The sequence below is a fragment of the Marinobacter sp. ANT_B65 genome (assembly GCF_002407605.1).
Taxonomy (GTDB): Bacteria; Pseudomonadota; Gammaproteobacteria; order Pseudomonadales; family Oleiphilaceae; genus Marinobacter.
The window spans coordinates 593,580-611,911 of the sequence record NZ_NXGV01000002.1; the positions used below are offsets into that span (position 1 = coordinate 593,580).

The 18,332-nt window shown below is 54.4% G+C and carries 17 protein-coding genes; 10 read left to right on the forward strand and 7 right to left on the reverse strand.

The window, feature by feature from the left end; all coding sequences use genetic code 11:
• Window positions 1-25: 25 nt before the first annotated feature.
• On the reverse strand, window positions 26-1,072 hold the full coding sequence (gene dctP / locus CPA50_RS12845; protein WP_096782901.1) for a TRAP transporter substrate-binding protein DctP: 1,047 nt from the start codon (window positions 1,070-1,072) through the stop codon (window positions 26-28).
• A 164-nt stretch (window positions 1,073-1,236) separates the two neighbouring features.
• Here dctP and CPA50_RS12850 point away from each other — a divergent pair, with 164 nt between their 5' ends.
• Window positions 1,237-1,986, forward strand: coding sequence for an enoyl-CoA hydratase-related protein (locus tag CPA50_RS12850; protein ID WP_096782902.1), 750 nt, complete (start codon window positions 1,237-1,239; stop codon window positions 1,984-1,986).
• Here CPA50_RS12850 and CPA50_RS12855 read toward each other — a convergent pair.
• Entirely contained in the window at window positions 1,983-3,584 is a 1,602-nt protein-coding gene (locus tag CPA50_RS12855; RefSeq protein ID WP_096782903.1) for a class I adenylate-forming enzyme family protein, read from the reverse strand. The two genes, CPA50_RS12850 and CPA50_RS12855, sit on opposite strands and share 4 nt — an antisense overlap.
• A 144-nt stretch (window positions 3,585-3,728) precedes the next feature.
• Between CPA50_RS12855 and CPA50_RS12860 the strand changes: the two genes are divergently transcribed.
• From CPA50_RS12860 to CPA50_RS12895, 8 genes are all read left to right on the forward strand, one after another.
• Entirely contained in the window at window positions 3,729-4,523 is a 795-nt protein-coding gene (locus tag CPA50_RS12860; protein ID WP_096782904.1) for an SDR family NAD(P)-dependent oxidoreductase, read from the forward strand.
• The gene (locus CPA50_RS12865; RefSeq protein WP_096782905.1) at window positions 4,523-4,963 is read left to right on the forward strand and encodes a PaaI family thioesterase; all 441 of its coding nucleotides are present in this window, start codon (window positions 4,523-4,525) and stop codon (window positions 4,961-4,963) included. The genes CPA50_RS12860 and CPA50_RS12865 overlap by 1 nt, the downstream gene beginning before the upstream one ends.
• Window positions 4,964-5,039: 76 nt before the next feature.
• On the forward strand, window positions 5,040-6,242 hold the full coding sequence (locus tag CPA50_RS12870; RefSeq protein ID WP_096782906.1) for an acyl-CoA dehydrogenase family protein: 1,203 nt from the start codon (window positions 5,040-5,042) through the stop codon (window positions 6,240-6,242).
• 68 nt (window positions 6,243-6,310) lie between these two features.
• Window positions 6,311-7,078: an SDR family NAD(P)-dependent oxidoreductase gene (locus CPA50_RS12875; protein WP_096782907.1), complete on the forward strand. Its 768-nt coding sequence runs from the start codon at window positions 6,311-6,313 to the stop codon at window positions 7,076-7,078.
• A gap of 163 nt (window positions 7,079-7,241) precedes the next feature.
• Window positions 7,242-8,306, forward strand: a complete 1,065-nt coding sequence (locus tag CPA50_RS12880; RefSeq protein WP_096782908.1) for a phosphotransferase — start codon at window positions 7,242-7,244, stop codon at window positions 8,304-8,306.
• Complete coding sequence (surE, locus tag CPA50_RS12885; protein WP_096782909.1) at window positions 8,303-9,082, forward strand: 5'/3'-nucleotidase SurE; 780 nt, start codon at window positions 8,303-8,305, stop codon at window positions 9,080-9,082. Before CPA50_RS12880 ends, surE begins: the two co-directional genes overlap by 4 nt.
• 25 nt (window positions 9,083-9,107) lie before the next feature.
• Complete coding sequence (locus tag CPA50_RS12890) at window positions 9,108-10,778, forward strand: long-chain fatty acid--CoA ligase (RefSeq protein ID WP_096782910.1); 1,671 nt, start codon at window positions 9,108-9,110, stop codon at window positions 10,776-10,778.
• Window positions 10,775-11,710, forward strand: coding sequence for a ketopantoate reductase family protein (locus CPA50_RS12895; RefSeq protein ID WP_096782911.1), 936 nt, complete (start codon window positions 10,775-10,777; stop codon window positions 11,708-11,710). The genes CPA50_RS12890 and CPA50_RS12895 overlap by 4 nt, the downstream gene beginning before the upstream one ends.
• A gap of 54 nt (window positions 11,711-11,764) precedes the next feature.
• Here CPA50_RS12895 and CPA50_RS12900 read toward each other — a convergent pair whose 3' ends face one another.
• From CPA50_RS12900 to CPA50_RS12920, 5 genes are all read right to left on the reverse strand, one after another.
• Complete coding sequence (locus CPA50_RS12900) at window positions 11,765-12,220, reverse strand: MaoC family dehydratase (protein ID WP_096782912.1); 456 nt, start codon at window positions 12,218-12,220, stop codon at window positions 11,765-11,767.
• 12 nt (window positions 12,221-12,232) lie between these two features.
• Window positions 12,233-12,994, reverse strand: a complete 762-nt coding sequence (locus tag CPA50_RS12905; RefSeq protein WP_096782913.1) for a class II aldolase/adducin family protein — start codon at window positions 12,992-12,994, stop codon at window positions 12,233-12,235.
• A 107-nt stretch (window positions 12,995-13,101) separates the two neighbouring features.
• Entirely contained in the window at window positions 13,102-14,244 is a 1,143-nt protein-coding gene (locus CPA50_RS12910) for an acyl-CoA dehydrogenase family protein (RefSeq protein WP_096782914.1), read from the reverse strand.
• 10 nt (window positions 14,245-14,254) lie between these two features.
• Window positions 14,255-15,451, reverse strand: coding sequence for an acyl-CoA dehydrogenase family protein (locus CPA50_RS12915; protein WP_096782915.1), 1,197 nt, complete (start codon window positions 15,449-15,451; stop codon window positions 14,255-14,257).
• 31 nt (window positions 15,452-15,482) lie between these two features.
• Complete coding sequence (locus tag CPA50_RS12920) at window positions 15,483-16,652, reverse strand: acyl-CoA dehydrogenase (protein ID WP_096782916.1); 1,170 nt, start codon at window positions 16,650-16,652, stop codon at window positions 15,483-15,485.
• A 259-nt stretch (window positions 16,653-16,911) separates the two neighbouring features.
• Here CPA50_RS12920 and CPA50_RS12925 point away from each other — a divergent pair, with 259 nt between their 5' ends.
• A complete protein-coding gene (locus CPA50_RS12925) occupies window positions 16,912-18,273 on the forward strand; it encodes a hypothetical protein (protein WP_096782917.1) in 1,362 nt (453 codons plus the stop codon).
• Window positions 18,274-18,332 lie beyond the last annotated feature (59 nt).

Consider the following 18,332-nt stretch of genomic DNA (forward strand, 5'->3'; position numbering starts at 1 on the left):
TTTATTACATATTCAGGCTTTCGGCTCAGAGGTAGCCGAGTTCACCCAGGTAGCTTTTCAGCATGTCCAGCGCCTTCTTGGCGTTGTCGCTGCGCTTGCCTTCCTCGTCCCACATGGCCTGAGCTGTCTGGACCAGTCTGTCCTGAACTTCGTCCGGCAGAATGTTTACCTGAACACCTTGTTCTGCAATGACCTTGGCCAGAGTTGTACGCTCTTTATAGAGGTATTCGTTGGTACGAATCCAGAACTGCTCGTTGAGCGCATCTTTGACGATCTTCTGCATGTCTTCCGGCAGTTTGTCCAGCGCCTTCTGGCTGACAATGATGACATCGGTTCCAGCTATGTTCAGGGCCGGTTGAACGTGGTACTTGGCAACTTCATACAGAGCCATACTGGCTGCACCCTGAGCCGCGCCCCAGTGGGCACCGTCAACAATGCCTGAGTCGAGTGCAGAGTAGAGTTCGCTGCCCGGGATGTAAGATGCTGCAGCGCCAGCTTCGGTCAGGAATTTTTGCAGAGCGCCGGAGGAGCGGATCTTCAGACTGGTGAAATCATCCCAGTTGTTGATCGGCTTTTTGATAACCATCTCGGTGGGATAAACCTTGTCTGTCGCCCAGTAAACGCCATGTTCCGCAGCTTCATCGCGAAGCATTTGCTCGAAACCCATGGCCTGGTGGAAGTAGGCGGCTTCCCAGACGTTACGAAACGCAAATGGCAGGCCGGAAGCGATACCAGCAAGAGAAACCTTATCCTGAGCATAGCCCGGAGAGATTGTTCCCATTTCCAGGATGCCGCGGCTTACCGCATTGAATGTTTCCTGGGCCTTGAACAGTGCGCCAGCTTCGTAAAGTTTGAGCTTCAGGCGTCCGTCGGTCCGCTCGTCCAGAACCCGTTGCAGTCTTACGAGGCTGTCGGTGTAGGAGCTGCTGGCGCCTGGCCAGTGGGACTGCACTTTCCAGGTGAAGGTTTCCTGAGCGGCTACGGGTGCAGCACTCAAGGCGGCAGTAATGCCCAGAGTCAGGGCTGACGCGTAAACGGTCAGTGTCTTGCGTGCTTTGGCAAAGAGTTTCATAGCTGTGCCTCGTTCGTTGTTGTAATGGTACTTATTATTGTTTCACTGTGCAGAACTCACGACTGCAGGGTGAATTTATGTTTTCTGAATCTATCACAAGATCGGGTTTTTGCAATAGGATGTTTTAAGCTTAGGTATCAGAATCTTTCTAAAAGGATAGTTCAATGATCGAAATTCAGCAGTCTCAAGGTGTGCTCCAGCTTGTTATCAACCGGCCAGAGAAGAAGAATGCCCTGACCCGGGATATGTACCAGCAGTTAGGTGACGCAGTATTTCGTGCCAACAATGACGAAACAGTTAACGCAATTGTTATCTCCGGTGCGGGAGGCGTGTTTACCGCCGGTAATGATCTGGATGATTTTCGCGCTCGCGCCACGGATGAAAACCCGAAGCCTTCCGCCGGGCTGGTGTTTATCGAAGCTCTGATCAACAGTGACACGCCGGTAATTGCTGCGGTTGAAGGTCTGGCTATCGGCATAGGCACCACTTTGCTGTTGCACGTGGATGTGGTGGTTGCAGCAGAAAGTGCAAAATTCAAAACAGCGTTTGTGGATCTAGGATTGGTTCCCGAGGCTGCCTCCACGGTTACCATGCCCTTGCACCTTGGGGCTCGCAGAACCACGGACCTGCTGCTGTTGGGCGAGGTACTCAATGGTAACGAAGCAAGAGAATGTGGGCTCGTAAGCCGGGTTGTGGATGATGGGCAGGCGTTGGCTGAAGCGATGATCGTTGCGGCAGGTCTGGCAACCAAGCCCCGCGAAGCGCTGCGGGCCAGCAAACGACTGATCCGGGCTCCCTGGCGTGAGCAGGTAGAACAAGCTCTGGCGCGGGAACGGGAAGTATTTTCTGAGCGTCTTAGGTCTGAGGATTGCCGGGCCGCTCTGGATAAGCTGCCCGGCGCTGAGAGGGCTTAAATCGCGGTATTCTGCCAATAGGGCGCGCGCAGCTCCCGCTTCAGAATTTTGCCTATGGTGGAGCGGGGAAGCTCGTCGCGGAGCTCAATAGCAGAGATGCGTTGGCTTTTACCCAGCTGGCTGTTGGCCCAATCAAGTACCTCTGGCCCGGAATTCTTGTGTCCGGGCTTGAGAACGACAAGACCCAGAGGGGTTTCTCCCCATTGTTCGCTGGGAATGCCGATAACGGCAGCATCGTCTACTGCAGGGTGAGCCAGCAGGGCTTTTTCAAGATCTACCGCATAGATATTGAATCCACCCGATATGATCATGTCCTTGCGGCGATCGAGGATGTGGATAAAACCGTCCTCGTCGATTCGCCCCATATCTCCGCTGCGATAGAACACATCGCCTTCAGGGCTGGTCCACAGCATTTCCTGAGTCTGTTCAGGCCGGTTCACATAACCCCGCATCATTGAAATTGCGCGGCCAACGAGTTCGCCTGTTTCGCCTTTTGGCAGTTCCTGGCCATCCTCGCCAATCACACGTACTTCAGCGCCTTCTGTGGGCAGACCCACGGTGTTCCATTTGTCCGGGTACGCCGCACAGTCGAGGCTGGTGGAAATGCCGCCTTCGGTCAGGCCGTACACCTCGCGGATGTTACCAGGCCAGCGTGCCATGGCATCTCCGATGATTTCCGGACGCAGCGGTGCGCTGGTGCACAGTTTCAGCTTGAAACTGGAAAGGTCAAAGCGATCAAACTCTTTGTCAGCCAGGATTCTCTGGTACTGCACAGGCACCAGCATGGCGTGAGTGACGCGATGTGTCTCTGCCAGCTCAAGAAACCGTCGTGCATCGAACTTGGCCATGATCACGATTGTTCCGCCGTGAAATAACGTCGGTAATACCGAAACCAGTGTGGTGTTGGAGTACAGCGGCGTGGAAACCAGGTTAATGGCCTCTCCATCCAGCCCGTAGCGACTCATGCGCAACATCTGCCGCTGCCGGAACCGGTAGTCGTGGAGGATGCCCTTGGGCGTGCCTGTGGTTCCGGAGCTGTAGATGATGTTGAAGGGGTTATCCAGTGATACATCTGCAGGCCGGGCCTCGGTGGAGGCGTTGGCCAGCCAGTCGTTCAGTGTTTTGCCAATACCATCGTTGTCTGCATCCAGAGAAATAATCCGGTCATCCGGTAATTCCTTCAGCCCGGCGCGGAAGCTTTGCAGGAGCTCACGGTTTTTCTGTGACACGAACAGAAACTGAGCGGAGCAATCGGACAGCATAAGGTTTAGTGCTTCTGCACTGGCCATACCTGAAAGCGGCACCATGCAGCCGCCGGCAGTAATTGCGCCAAGATAGAGCGCGACATAGTCAGCGCTGTTTTCCGATAAGGCGGCAACTGCTTCGCCGGGCTGAAGCCCTGCATCTCTGAGGCGGTTGGCAATCTGGTTGATCCGGTCAAGCAGTTGCCGCCAGCTCAAGGTGCCCTGTTCGCTGATCAGCGCAGGGTGATCAGCACGGCTGTTCGCAAACTCCTGGATCCGGTGCCCGATGGCTTCCATGGATTCATTCTGGATTAAGGGTGCGTACACCGGCATTTCGTTCAGGTTACTTTTCATTTTTGTTCCTTATGCTGCTATGGTGTTTTGACTAGTGAAACTTGTTTTCGTTTATATTGACTCAAAAGTGGAAGTCATGACAAATTAAAGTAAAAGCAAAACCGATAACGCAATAACAAAATCAAAGACACAAGGAGCATCGGCATGGGGCGTTTTGATGGCAGAGTGGCTATTGTCACTGGGGCAGGCAGCGGCATAGGCCGCGCGACCGCCATACGGCTGGCGCGGGAAGGCGCGCGGGTGGTTATGGCGGATACGTCCGAGTCGGGGCTGGTTGAGAGCGAGAATCTGATGCCGGAAGGTGCAGAATACGTTCGCCATCTCGTGAATGTTGCCGATGAGGCGCAGGTGAAGGAACTGGTAAGCAAAACCATCAGCGCCTTCGGGAAAATTGACGTCCTCTGCAACATTGCCGGTATTTCAAGCTCAGGGAAAGGTTACCCGCGGGTAACCGATAATGAGCGGGACGAGTGGGACAAGGTGTTGTCGGTCAATCTGATTGGCACCATGTTGCTCATCAAGCATGTGGCCCCTCACATGCAGGCACGCAAGCTCGGTTCCATTGTGAACACCGCTTCGGTGGCTGGTGTCCGCTCTGGCGCCGGCGGTAATGCCTACAGCGCCTCCAAGGCCGGAGTAATAAACCTCACCATGACCGCTGCATGCGATCTTGGTGATTGCAACGTTCGGGTTAATGCAGTCTGCCCGGGCCTTGTTGAGACAGGCATGACGAAAGCGGTATTCGACTACGCCCGCGCCAATGAAAAAGCCCACAAACTTGGTAATCGCTGCGAACTGCGTCGTTATGGCGACCCGGAAGAAATTGCGGCTGCCATTCTGTTTTTTGCCAGTGACGATGCCAGTTATATCACCGGGCAGGCGCTACCGGTGGATGGCGGCAACACGGCTTCCCTGAACCTGCCAGGAATGAAAGTGTAATGAATAATCAAGAACCCCTTTATGCCGACAGCTCTGAATTGCCGGGTTTTCATAATCTGCTTGGTTACCAACAGGTTTCCTGGGAAGAAAACGAAGCAGTCATGGAGCTGAAGTTACAGCCCAAACACCTGAATCTTGGTGGTGTGATTCATGGGGGTGTGCTGACGTCACTGCTTGATATTACGATGGCTCAGGCTGGCACTTACTGCCCCTTTCCGGGGCGGCTGCGCAAAGCCATAACCCTGTCCCTGACGACTACCTTCACCGGCCAGTGTTCTGGTGGAACCATCCGGGTGACGGGTCGAAAGCGTGCAGGTGGTACGCGAATCTTCAACAGCACCGGCGAAGTTCATGATGATAAGGGTAATCTCCTTGCCATCGCTGAAGGTACGTTCCGGGTCCGGTCTGGCAGTGATAAGCCAGAGGGCGTTCCTCTCTGACTTTCAATCCCTAAAACAAAAACTGTTCGGTTGCGAAGACCGGTCGTCGAATCAATATCAATAAAAGGAAGCCGAGATGTTCGAATTGTCTGATAAAGCCAAAAAACTTCAAGTGCAGTTGAACGATTTTATGGATGCGTACATTTATCCCAATGAACACACGCATCACGAACAGATTGGAAAGGCAGAGAACCGCTGGGCTCCGGTTCCGATCATTGAAGAGCTGAAAGCAAAGGCGAAGGCCGCGGGGCTCTGGAATCTGTTTCTGCCTGAGAGCGATCTGGGCGCCGGCCTGACCAACTTTGAATACGCTCATCTTTGCGAAATCATGGGTCGTTCCGAAATGGCTCCGGAAGTATTCAACTGCTCCGCTCCAGACACCGGCAATATGGAAACCATCGCCCGTTACGGCAATGAAGAGCAGCAGGAAAAGTGGCTGAAACCTTTGCTTGCAGGTGAAATCCGTTCCTGCTTCTCCATGACAGAACCGGATGTTGCCTCTTCGGATGCCACCAATATTGCCTGTGAAATTCGTCGTGAAGGCGATGAGTATGTGATCAACGGCAAAAAATGGTGGTCATCAGGTGCCATGACTACCACCTGTAAAATTGCCATCGTTATGGGCAAGACTGATCCAACCGCGCCAAAGCATCAGCAGCAGTCCATGATCCTGGTACCGCTGGACGCGCCTGGCGTAAAGCTGGTCCGGCCGCTGACTGTATTCGGATACGATCACGCACCCCATGGCCATGCGGAGATTCATTACGAAAACGTACGGGTTCCTGTCAGTAATATTCTGCTGGGTGAGGGGCGCGGTTTTGAAATCGCCCAGGGTCGCCTCGGGCCAGGACGTATTCACCACTGCATGCGCACCATTGGTGTTGCGGAACGTGCGCTGGAACTGATGTGCAAGCGTGCCAACGAGCGCGAAGCTTTCGGCAAACCCTTGTCTGGTTTTGACTCTATCCGTAAGGACATCGCCCGTAGCCGTATCGAGATTGAGCAGGCTCGTCTGTTAACGCTCAAGGCAGCTCACATGATGGATACCGTCGGTAATAAGGTAGCTCGTCAGGAAATTGCCATGATCAAGGTGATTGCTCCCAGCATGGCGCTGAAGATACTTGACCGTGCCATTCAGGTACACGGTGGGGCCGGCGTGAGCCAGGACACCTTCCTTGCGTCAGCCTGGGCCAAGGTTCGTACGCTGAGACTTGCGGATGGTCCGGATGAGGTGCATCTGGATTCGGTCGCCAAAATCGAAATGCGCCAGTATCGCTAACCGAACCGGAACTCTGGCGGGAAGAGAGCCTTCCCGCCAGCCCCTCCAACGAGCATGAGGATCTTGATATGAACAATCCACTTTTTGATATGACCGGCAAAGTAGCCCTGATCACGGGTTCAACCAAGGGCATAGGCCTTTCAATTGCCGAAGAAATGGCCCGGCTGGGCGCGAAAGTTGTTATCTCCAGCCGCAAGGCCGACGTCTGCGAACAGGTTGCGAATGATCTGAAAGCCCAGGGGTATGAGGCTATGGCCATACCCTGCCACGTTGGTAAAAAAGACGACCTGCAGAACCTGGTGAACAAGACAAACGAAGCCTGGGGCGCTATCGACGTACTCATATGCAATGCCGCCACTAACCCGGTGTATGGCCCAACCTCGGAAATGACTGACGAGGCCTGGGACAAGATTATGGACACCAACGTTAAAGGGACCTTCTGGCTTACCGGTATGGTACTGCCGCAGATGGCAGAGAAGGGCGAAGGTGCCGTTGTGCTGCTGTCCAGCATCGCAGGCATTCGTGGCAACACCACTATCGGTACCTACGGTGTGTCCAAAGCGGCAGAAGCTGCACTGGCCAGAAACCTGGCCGTGGAGTGGGGTCCGAAGGGCATCCGTATCAACAGCATAGCTCCTGGTCTGATCAAAACCGATTTTGCCAAAGCCCTCTGGGAAGATCCCGTGCGTGTGAAGCGGGCAGAAGACAAAACCCCATTGAGAAGAATTGGTGATCCGGTAGATATCGCCGGTCTGGCCGTATTCCTGTCAACCAAAGCCAGCGCATACATAACCGGACAAACCATAGTAGCCGACGGCGGCGAAACCATCTGTTGAGCAGGGAAATAACCAAAATAAGCCTAGGGCTGTGGGTGGTGATGCTTTCTGCAGGAAAAAATGTCTGAGTGCAGCGAGTTGTTTTTCCGAAAGAAAGCATCACCACCCACAGCCCGCCGCTCCCAGCGTAAGGCTGCCCCCAAAAAATGAAGGCAACAAAATAATGAGCATAACCCCAGAGCTGGTAGATGTCCTTCCGGCCCACAAATTCGACGAAGCCAAACTTTTGTCCTGGCTCCGCCAAGCCATGCCGGATTTTGGCAATCGCCTTGTTGTAAAACAGTTTCAGGGTGGCCAATCGAATCCTACATTTCTTTTGGACAGTGACAGTGGACGCTATGTCCTGCGCAAAAAACCGCCGGGGAAAACACTACCTTCTGCCCATATGGTCGAGCGGGAATACAAGGTTATTCGTGCGCTTTCAGACAACACCTCCCTGCCAGTGCCCAAGGCCAGAGTTCTGTGTGAAGACAGCGACATTATCGGTACCCCTTTTTACGTGATGGACTTTCTGGAAGGTCGCATTGTCAGCCACTCTGCCTTGCGGGCGCTGGATCGCCGGGAACGGCTGCCGGCCCATTACTCTGCGATCGACACCCTGGCGGAGCTGCATTCTGTTGATGTAAATGCAGTAGGCCTTGGGGACTATGGTCGTCCGGAAGGCTACGTGGCCCGGCAGGTTGCGCGCTGGAGCAAACAGTATCTGGCTGCAAAAACCGACGAAATGCCCGCCATGGACAAGCTTATGGCATGGCTGCCTGAAAACCTTCCTTCCACGGACGAGTGCGCAATTGCCCATGGGGACTATCGTTTTGGCAACCTGATGCTGGCCCCTGACAAGCCAGAAGTGATTGCCATACTGGACTGGGAGCTTTCTACGCTTGGACACCCGCTGGCGGATCTGGCCTACTACTGTCTGCCTTATCATCTGCCTTCGGATATGCCAGGTATGCGCGGATTGAAGGGTGAAGATCTCGAAGCGCTGGGCGTTCTGGATGAACAGGAAACCATTGCCCGTTACTGCGCCAGGACTGGCCGTGAAGAAATAGCAGACTGGCATGTTTATCTGGCGTTTTCGTTGTTCCGGTTAGCCTCTATCGTTCAGGGTGTCTATAAACGTGCTCTGGATGGTAATGCCGCCAATGCCAATGCTCTGGAAGTGGGGAAACGTGCGAGTCTTCTGGCTGAGACGGGCTGGAAAATTGCCTGCGAGGGAGAGCAGAAATGAGCGGGCCTATCGTGCGGCGTATCCTGATAACCAATGATGATGGCATCAAAGCCCCGGGGTTGGCGAGGCTGGAAAAGATAGCTCGCAACCTGGCGGAAGAGGTCTGGGTGGTTGCTCCGGAGCACGACCGCAGCGGTGCAGGTCAGAGCATTTCTATCCACGATCCTCTGCGAGTCTACGAAACCGGCGATAAGCGTTATTCAGTCTCCGGCACTCCGGCAGATTGTGTTCTCTATTCACTCGCCCGGTGGTTTGGCGAAACGCCTCCGGATCTGGTGCTGTCCGGTGTTAACTGCGGGGCCAATATCAGTGATTCGGTGCAATATTCGGGTACGGTGGGTGCTGTGCTCAGCGCCCGTCATATGAACGTCCCTGCCATTGCCCTGAGCCAGGCCTTTTTATCCAGAGACGGTGTTCAGTGGTCGCCCGTAGAACGTTTTGGCGAGGAGGTGATCCGGCAACTGTGGGAGCCAGGTGAAATCCGGGCCTGGAACGTGAACTTTCCTGCCTGCGACGCCGAAGACATTGTCTCTGCACGTTTGTGTCACCAGTCTACCGGGTCCATCCAGCAGGCCCGACTGCAGGCCGGGAAGGATGCCCGCAGTCTGCCTTACTGGTGGCTTGGGTTTGATCGCAGCTCCCGACACATAGTTGCGCCGGATTCTGACGTATCGGTATTGAGAGACAAAGCCATCGCTATCGCACCTCTGCGACACGAGGGGCCCCTGCCGGGGAACGTCAAAGAACTTGATCTGTCCGCACTGCTGGCAAACTGATTTTAACTTAAAGAGAACAATAACCATGTTCACACGCCATTATGCCGTCTGGCCTAAAGAGTTGCCCAAGACCCTGACTCTGCCGAACACCAGCGTTTTCACCAACCTGGAAATTTCGGCATTGCGCTACCCTGACCATACAGCCATTATTTTCTATGACGAACCTATGACATACCGTCGCCTGTTGGCAGAGGTGGAGGCGATGGCTGGATACCTGCAGGCGCAGGGTGTGAAAAAAGGTGATCGGGTACTGCTGTATATGCAGAACTCACCTCAGTATGTAATTTCCTATTACGCGATTCTGCGTGCGGATGCGATCGTGATTCCGGTGAACCCGATGAACCGGGCTTCAGAGCTGGAGCACTATATTGCGGATACTGGCTCGGCTATATGCATGGCGGGCCAGGAACTTGTCGACTATATATCTCCACTGCTGGAAACAACCGATCTGGAACAGGTTGTGGTGGCCTCGTACAGCACCTATATCAAGCCTGATACTGATCTTGACCTTCCCGCAGAGGTAGCCGCACCAGCCTGGTCCGGTGAGATTCCTGGTCTGGTGAGCTGGGAACAGGCTATGGCGGCCGGCCATAGTCCTTCGGAACATACAGCGGGTCCGGAAGACCTGGCGGTGTTTCCATACAGTTCCGGCACGACCGGTGCGCCCAAGGGTTGTATGCACACCCATCGCTCGGTAATGGCGACGACAGTACACCGGGTTTTCTGGAATCTGAGCACCGCCAACAGCGTGCAGCTGGCAACCTTGCCATTTTTCCACGTAACAGGCATGACAGGTTCCATGAACGGGCCAATTTTTTCGGGATCCGCAGCAGTGATCATGACGCGCTGGGATCGCACAACTGCCTCAAGGCTTATTGAACGCTATAAGGTCACTGCCTGGACCAACATCGTTACCATGGCCGTGGATTTCCTCTCCAACCCGGATATTGGCAACTACGACCTGTCCAGCCTCAGCATGATTGGTGGCGGAGGCGCCGCCATGCCTGCTGCCGTTGCAGAAAAACTGAAGAGGCTGACGGGGCTTGATTACATCGAAGGGTACGGCATGTCAGAAACCATGGCCGCAACCCACATAAATCCTAACGCGCATCCCAAAGCCCAGTGTCTGGGCATCCCCGTGTTTGATGTGGACAGCCGGATTATTGATCCAGAGACATTGAAAGAGCTGGGCCCGGGGGAAACCGGCGAGATCGTTTCCTGTGGTCCGCAGGTTACCCTTGGTTACTGGAACCGGCCTGCTGAAACCGATGCGGCGTTCATAGAAATTGACGGCAAGCGTTTCTTCCGTACTGGTGATCTGGCGTATTACGATGAAGAGGGATATTTCTTCATGGTTGATCGCCTTAAGCGGATGATCAACGCCTCCGGGTTCAAAGTCTGGCCGTCGGAAGTTGAGGCCCTGATGTACCGCCACCCGGCTATTCATGAGGTATGCATTATCTCGGCGCCAGATCCCAAGCGTGGTGAAACGGTGAAAGCCTGCATTGTGCTGACGCCTGAAGCCGAGGCGAGCACCAGCGTCGAAGATATTACCAGTTGGTGCAGAGAACATATGGCCGTCTACAAGGTACCTACCCTGGTTGAATTTGTGACTGCTTTACCCAAATCTCCTACGGGCAAGCTGATGTGGCGTGCGCTGCAGGAAGAAGAATGGAAAGGAAGGGAGGGGTCATGAACAACAAACCCAGTATTCTGATTGTTGGTGCGGGAGCTATCGGCGGCTTCTATGGGGCCATTCTGAAGCGGGCAGGTTGCTCTGTGAGCACTGTGTTGCGATCTGACTATGACGCCGTCAAAGCCAGGGGTATTTCCATCACAAGCCCACTCGGAGACCTGTCCTACAAGCCTGATCATGTATACCGCGATGGCGACCTGCCTGATGAAGCACCTGACTTTCTGATTCTTTGTGTGAAAGTTCTGCCCGGTGTGGATCGGGTTGCTCTGGTTGCGCCCTGGATGGGTGAGAATACCCGTCTGGTACTGATTGAAAATGGTCTGGATATTGAGAAGGAGATGGCCGACGCCTATCCGGACAATCCTCTTTTAAGCTGCCTGGCATTTATTGCCGCGAGCCGCACAGAGTCAGGAGTAATTGAGCACAAGGCTTATGGCAAGCTGGTAATGGGGCGCTACCCGGAAGGTGTGGATGAAAACTGCCAGACTTTGTCGCAGCTGTTTACAGAGGGTGGTATCAGGGTCGATCTGACTGAACGGGTGGTGGGCGAGCGCTGGCGCAAGTGTCTCTGGAATACTCCGTTCAACCCTTTGTCTGTTATTGCCAATGGTGCGGATACCCGAAGCATTCTGGATACCGAGGGCGGTGAAGAGCTGATCCGGGCGATGATGCGGGAGGTGATGGATGTGGCAGCAGCGGAAGGCTACCCGATGGCTGACGAGTTGATCGATCAGAACATTGACGGTACCCGCAAAATGCCTGCATACAAGAACAGCATGGCGCTGGACTATCTGAATGATCGCCCGATTGAGCGGGAGGCAGTGCTGGGCAATGTTGTGGCACTGGCCAAAAGTCACGGCATTGCTGTACCTCACCTGAATACGGTGCTCGTTACTCTGAAAATGCGGGCCGCATTGGAAGGTAGGGAATAGTCACCGGGTTGTTTTCAGGGCCCGTTTCCCGGGCCCTGAAAAACTCAGTGTTGCTCAGGCCACATACATGGCGAGATTTTCTGTCACGCAGGCCGGCTTGTCCTGTCCCTTTATTTCTATTGTGGTTTTGTAGGCTGCGAGGGTTCTGTTGTCGCCTGCAGGTGTCACGTCGATCAGTTCGATTCTGGTACGGATCTCCGAGCCAACCGGCACAGCTGCCGGGAAGCGCAGTTTGTTTGAGCCGTAATTGATGGTGGCGGTGGTTCCGGTTACCCGCAGAGCCTGAGGGTTAAGCCGGGGGATCAGCGACACTGTCAGATAACCATGTGCAACCGGGCTCTTCCAGGGTGACTCTCGCTTTGCCCTCTCCACGTCTACATGAATCCACTGATGATCACCTGTGGCATCGGCAAATGCCCCGATCATTTCCTGGGTAATTGTAAGCCAGGGGCTGTAGCAACATAGCTTGCCCTTATAGTCAGCCAGATTACCGAGCGGTATTTCCTTCATGTTGCCTCCTTTTTATACTGCGTAACCGGGGTTTTTGCTGTCGAGAAGGCGCAGCAGTGCCGGCCAGGTGAGTGCAGCGGCACGACCCAGGGATTGTGACTGCTCTGCGGTAGTCTGTATGGCCTCTTTGGAGGGCATACACACCGGGCCGCAACTCTGGGCTTTGACCTGGATCTCGCAGGCTTTCATCAGGAAGTACAGGTAAGTAAAGGTTTCCGGCACGTCTTTACCCGCAGTCAGAACACCGTGGTTGCGCAGCATCATCATGGATTTGTCTCCAAGATCCCTGATCAGGCGTTCACGTTCGTCCAGATTCAGCGCCACGCCTTCGTAATCGTGGTAACTCAGGTGTTCAAGGCAAAGCATGGCGGTCTGGCTCAGAGGCAGCAGGCCGTCTCTGTGGGCTGAAACTGCGACACCGTCTGGCGCATGGAGGTGCATAACCGCACCGGCATCGTCGCGGCCCATATGCACGGCACTGTGGATGGTAAAGCCTGCAGGGTTTACCCGGCCAAGGCCTCCGGATTCCACCACCTGCCCTTCCTGGTCTACCTTCACCAGAGAGGATGCAGTGATTTCATGGAACAGCAGGCCATATGGGTTGATCAGAAAATGATGTTCGGGGCCAGGTACCCGGGCCGAAAGGTGGGTAAAAACCAGATCGTCCCACCCGAACAGGGCGACAAGACGGTAAGCGGCCGCCAGTTCACTGCGAACCTGCCATTCTGCATCGCGTAGCGCTTTCGCTTCGGTATTCGAGGTGTCTTTTTTCATGTTGTTCACCTTTTTTGACTGCCCATAAAAAAAGGGGGTGGCAAGCCACCCCCAAAAAGAGACCCCCGACTGATAAGAAAGAGGTCTCTGGCTCACTGATCAGGAGTTTAGCTTGCCTGTAAAAGGGAGGCGTAGCGCTCCAGATGGAAATCGTCGTCACCCAGCTGGTGGTTGATCATGATCAGGCGCTTGGCGTAATGGGCAAAGTTATACTCCCATGTCATACCAATGCCGCCATGGGACTGAACGCCCTGTTCGGAAATAAACTGTCCGCTGCGGCCAATAATGTTTTTAGCCGCAGACAGCACTCGGCGACGCTCATCGCTCTGTTCTTCGTTTGCCACACTGGCGGCGAGAATAGCCATGGAACGGGCCTGTTCCAGTTCGGACATCATGTCGACCATACGGTGCTGCAGAACCTGGAACTTACCGATAGGCACACCGAACTGCTTGCGCTGCTTGAGGTAGTCCAGAGTCAACTCGTTGGCGGTTTCCATAACACCGACAGCCTCTGCACACAGCGCTGCGATGGCACGGCCTGACTGATACTCAATCACCCCGGAGGCGTTGCCTTCTTCGCCCAGCAGGGCTCCGGCATCTACCTGAACGTTGTTCAGGGTAAGGTCGCAACCTTTGAAACCGTCAATGGTCGGGTAAACCCTGCGCTCGATTCCTGCTGTGTCGGCCTTTAAAGCGAACAGGCTGATGCCGTTGGCATCAGAGGTATCGCCAGAGGTGCGGGCGGATACAAGAATGAGGTCAGCACAATGCCCGCCAATCACTACGGCCTTGCGACCATTAAGGAGGTAGCCTTTGTCATTTTTCTCGGCGCGGGTTTCCACATCGTTCAGATTGTAGAAACTCTGGGGCTCCTGAAGAGCAACCGCTGCCTGCAGACCGCCACTGGCAATACCCTCAAGCCAGGCTTCTTTCTGGCTGTCGTCGCCGGCCTGGCTGATAAGGCCTCCGCCGAAAATAACAGACTGCAGGTATGGTTCCAGGCACAGGCCCCGGCCCAGTTCGGTCATAACCGACTGTACTTCTACGCCGGTACCACCGAAGCCTCCCAGCTCTTCCGGGAAGGGCACAGCTGTCAGCCCCAGTTCGCCGAGTTGCTTCCAGAAATCTACGCTGAACCCTGCGTCGGTTTCGCTGAACTCCAGGCGTTTTTCAAAGCTGTATTCACCGCGCACCAGGCGCGCCACGGTGTCCTGCAGCATCTGCTGCTCTTCATTGAGTCGGAAATCCATGGTCGCCTCCTTAAAGCCCAAGAATCATTTTCGAAACGATATTCTTCTGGATCTCGTTGGATCCGCCGAAAATCGAGAGCTTGCGGTTATTGAAGTAGTAGGCTGACAGAGGTGCTGCATTCTCGTCTGACAGGAATTCGCCTTCATGCTCGAGGCTCAGTTCTTCTGCCACAAATGGAATGGCGTAAGGGCCGATGGCCCGGCGCGCCAGGTCGTTAATGGACTGGCGAATCTCGGTACCCTTTACTTTCAGCATGGAGCTTTCAGCCCCGGGAACACCGCCGCCTTCAACCGAGGCAATAATGCGAAGGTTGCTGATCGCTGCTGCCGTAAGGTCAATCTCGATTTTGGCAATGCGCTGGCTGAAGGATGTGTCTTCAATCAGCGGCCGGCCATTCTTGAGGCGACGGGAGGCAAGTTCCTTGAGATGAGACAGCGCGGCTTTGGACAGGCCAATGCCTGCAAGACCAGTGCGCTCATAAGTGAGAAGGAATTTGGCGTAGGTCCAGCCTTTGTCTTCTTCACCTACCAGATTCTCAACCGGAACTTTCACGTCTTCAAAGAAGACTTCGTTCACTTCGTGGGCGCCATCCAGGGTGATGATCGGGCGCACGGTGATGCCCGGTGTGTTCATATCAATCAGCAGGAAGGATATGCCCGCCTGAGCTTTCACCTCGGTATTGGTGCGTACCAGGCAGAAAATCATGTTGGCGTACTGGCCCAGGGTGGTCCAGGTCTTCTGGCCATTCACAATATAGTGATCGCCCTGGCGTACAGCCCGGGTTTTCAGTGACGCCAGGTCTGATCCTGCTCCAGGTTCGGAATAGCCCTGACACCACCAGTCTTCGCCACTGAGAATGCGGGGCAGGTAGGTCTGTTTCTGTTCTTCATTGCCGAACCGGATGATAACCGGCGCCACCATGTTCACACCAAACGGGATAGAGCGGGGCGCGCCATACCGGCAGGATTCCTCATCCCAGATATGCTTCTGAACCGGCGTCCATTTCACACCACCATACTCTTCCGGCCAGTGTGAGGCGTACCAGCCTTGCTTGCAGAGAATCTGTTGCCAGCGCTGATGGTCTTCTTTTGTCAGGTGACGGAAACCCTTCACTTTTTCGGCAATGTCTGCCGGCAGTTTCTCGTCCAGAAACGCTCGCACTTCGTCGCGGAAAGCGAGCTCCTCGGAGGTGTAGTTCATGTTCATTGAGTAGCCTCTTGTGTTGGGCTTTATGATTTCAGCTAAACGCTGCGATACCAGTCTGTCCACGGCCAAGAATCAGTGCGTGAACATCATGGGTACCTTCATAAGTATTGACGGCTTCAAGGTTCATGACGTGACGGATTACGTGGTATTCGTCCGAGATGCCGTTGCCGCCGTGCATATCGCGGGCAACCCGGGCGATATCCAGGGCTTTGCCGCAGTTGTTACGTTTCAGCAGGGAGATCGCATCCGGAGTGATGCTGCCGTCATCCATCATGCGGCCCAGTTGCAGGGCTGCCTGCAGGCCCAGAGTGATTTCAGTCTGCATGTCTACCAGCTTCTTCTGGATCAGCTGGTTGGCGGCCAGAGGGCGGCCAAACTGCTTGCGCTCAAGGGTGTAATTGCGGGCTGCGTGCCAGCAGAATTCAGCTGCACCCAGAGATCCCCAGCTGATACCGAAGCGGGCCTTGTTCAGACAGCTGAAGGGGCCTCTCAAACCATCAACTTCCAGCTTGTTTTCTTCTGGTACGAACACTTCATCCATAAAGATGGAGCCAGTCTCTGATGCCCGTAGCGAGAACTTGCCCTGGATTTTCGGTGTGTCCAGACCTTTGGAGCCTTCGCGTTCAATAACAAAACCGTTTACTTTTCCGTCCAGCTTGGCCCAGATGACGCACACGTCCGCAATAGGGGAGTTGGTGATCCAGGTTTTGGAGCCGCTCAGCAGATAGCCGCCGTCAACTTTTTTGGCACGGGTTTCCATGCTGCCCGGATCGGATCCGTGGTTGGGCTCAGTCAGACCAAAGCAGCCAACCATTTCGCCAGAGGCGAGTTTGGGCAGGATGCGCTTTTTCAGAGCTTCCTGGCCGAAGGCGTAAATCGGGTGGATAACCAGTGAGGACTGAACGCTCAGGGCAGAACGATAGGCAGAGTCAACACGCTCCACCTCACGGGCAATCAATCCGTAACAGACGTGGTTCAGGCCCGGGCCGCCGTATTCTTCCGGCAGGGTGGCGCCGAGCATGCCAAGTTCGCCCATATCGTTGAAGATTTTACGGTCGAATTTTTCATGGCGGTTGGCTTCTGTGATACCCGGCATAAGGCGTTGGTCACAGAAACTGCGAATACTGTCCCGTACCTGGCGCTCAGTTTCATCCAGTTGTTTGTCAAATTGCAGCAGGTCATCCCAAGGTGCAGAAGCCATGTTGTTTCTCCTTCGTAAAATCAGTTATTAGCCCGTTTAATCAAAGCCTCAGTGCCTCTTTCTTTCGGGCTCAGTACAGAATCCGGGAAAGAGTGCTCAGGGATAAAAGATTCCGAGCTGCTTTGTCATTTGTGCTAGCATAGTTTCATTAAGCGAAACTGAGTTTTGTATTGACTTGGCAAAAGACTAATCCGGGTGTGTGTGAAATGCAAGCAGAGAGCATCTTTGTCGGCGTCATATTGACGAGGGTAGGGCAGGCATGAGCAGTGCAGATCGTTGGCTGTTACCGTTTGCAGTATTGATGGAGCTGATCGCTATAGGCTTTTCCTGCACTCCGCTCAGTGCAGTTGCAGGGGTGCTGTTTGTTATCTGCTTTCTGTGGGCGGGTGCGCGTTTGCAGACATATTCCCGGGTTTTGTTGCTGGTTGCCCTGGCAGTCACCGGGTGGTTCTCCGTTCAGGGGCAGTTGGGCCTGGACCGGTTGATCAAAGCCTCTGCCGATGCCGCGTTTTACGCCGCATTCCTTGGAAGCCTGGGGATGATGCAGTGCCTGGTGCGGCGCTTTGAAGTGCTGAGCCGTATTCACGATGTCCTGTTGGGTGGTCGCGCATTCTGGTTATATCCGAAGTATGCTGTGGTTAGCTGTGGCATAGCCTCAGTGTTGAGTTTCGGGATGATGAGTCTGTTGTGTGGCAGCCTCTCCGAAACCCTTCGGGAGCGGGGAATTACCGGTGAATCCCGTTTGCAATGGCTGCGCAGCGTTCTGATCAGTGCGCTTCGTGGTTTTGCTCTTGTTCCCCTGGTGGCGCCAACCAGTGTCGCCGTAGCCATACTTGCCCGCGAACTGCCTCAGATAAGCTGGTCTCTGCTTTTACCCTATGGCCTTGCGGCTTCAGGGGTTCTTATTGCGGTTGGCTGGTTGCTGGAGCAACGTCGTTTCCGGCGGGTCAGTAGCGAGCGGGTGGCTTTGGAACAGTGGCCTCCCGGCACTCTCCTGTTGTTGGGGCTGATCCTGGTCCTGTTTATTGTGATGGTTGCCATTGTCGCGTTCACTGATTTTAAAGTGTCCGTTGCCGCCATGATGGCCGTTCCATCCATTACTCTTCTTTATATGGTCTGGCAGGAGAAGTCGCCAAAGGTAGTGCTCAAGGAGAGTGTTACCCAGATTTCAGCCATGAATAATGAAATGGCCATTTTTGCCGCATCGGCGATTCTCGGGGTGTCCATATCCAGCGTGATTCCGGAGGATTCCCTGAGTGGGCTTGCAACTTCCGCTGGCGGAATGTGGGTGCTTGCTGTCGCTGGCATGCTCATTCTGCCGCTGCTATCAATGATCGGGATTATTCCGATTACAGTGCTCAGTGTTCAGGCAGGTCTTCTGCCTCAACTTGTTGCAGAAGGGATGGATCCGGTTTTGATGGCGGTCGCTCTGGTTATTGGCTTTTCGCTGGCGATGATGATTTCGCCCTTCGGGCCGTCGGCCATGCTGCTCTCCCGTTTTGGTCAGGTGCCCCGGTGGGTAGTCGCTTTTCGCTGGAATGGCGTGTTTGTGCTGATAGCAGTGCCATTGTTGCTGGTTCTTCTGGCGTTGGAGATTTTTGTTTTACCGGAAGTTCTGTAAGGGGTGTTTCAGAGGCTGTTTGTTCTGACAGGCAAAATAATGTACCAATGATTGCTCAT

Coding starts and splice junctions, on each gene's coding strand:
- dctP (WP_096782901.1), bottom strand. CDS start 1,072: ATGAAACTCTTTGCCAAAGCACGCAAGACACTGACCGTTTACGCGTCA.
- CPA50_RS12850 (WP_096782902.1), top strand. CDS start 1,237: ATGATCGAAATTCAGCAGTCTCAAGGTGTGCTCCAGCTTGTTATCAAC.
- CPA50_RS12855 (WP_096782903.1), bottom strand. CDS start 3,584: ATGAAAAGTAACCTGAACGAAATGCCGGTGTACGCACCCTTAATCCAG.
- CPA50_RS12860 (WP_096782904.1), top strand. CDS start 3,729: ATGGGGCGTTTTGATGGCAGAGTGGCTATTGTCACTGGGGCAGGCAGC.
- CPA50_RS12865 (WP_096782905.1), top strand. CDS start 4,523: ATGAATAATCAAGAACCCCTTTATGCCGACAGCTCTGAATTGCCGGGT.
- CPA50_RS12870 (WP_096782906.1), top strand. CDS start 5,040: ATGTTCGAATTGTCTGATAAAGCCAAAAAACTTCAAGTGCAGTTGAAC.
- CPA50_RS12875 (WP_096782907.1), top strand. CDS start 6,311: ATGAACAATCCACTTTTTGATATGACCGGCAAAGTAGCCCTGATCACG.
- CPA50_RS12880 (WP_096782908.1), top strand. CDS start 7,242: ATGAGCATAACCCCAGAGCTGGTAGATGTCCTTCCGGCCCACAAATTC.
- surE (WP_096782909.1), top strand. CDS start 8,303: ATGAGCGGGCCTATCGTGCGGCGTATCCTGATAACCAATGATGATGGC.
- CPA50_RS12890 (WP_096782910.1), top strand. CDS start 9,108: ATGTTCACACGCCATTATGCCGTCTGGCCTAAAGAGTTGCCCAAGACC.
- CPA50_RS12895 (WP_096782911.1), top strand. CDS start 10,775: ATGAACAACAAACCCAGTATTCTGATTGTTGGTGCGGGAGCTATCGGC.
- CPA50_RS12900 (WP_096782912.1), bottom strand. CDS start 12,220: ATGAAGGAAATACCGCTCGGTAATCTGGCTGACTATAAGGGCAAGCTA.
- CPA50_RS12905 (WP_096782913.1), bottom strand. CDS start 12,994: ATGAAAAAAGACACCTCGAATACCGAAGCGAAAGCGCTACGCGATGCA.
- CPA50_RS12910 (WP_096782914.1), bottom strand. CDS start 14,244: ATGGATTTCCGACTCAATGAAGAGCAGCAGATGCTGCAGGACACCGTG.
- CPA50_RS12915 (WP_096782915.1), bottom strand. CDS start 15,451: ATGAACATGAACTACACCTCCGAGGAGCTCGCTTTCCGCGACGAAGTG.
- CPA50_RS12920 (WP_096782916.1), bottom strand. CDS start 16,652: ATGGCTTCTGCACCTTGGGATGACCTGCTGCAATTTGACAAACAACTG.
- CPA50_RS12925 (WP_096782917.1), top strand. CDS start 16,912: ATGAGCAGTGCAGATCGTTGGCTGTTACCGTTTGCAGTATTGATGGAG.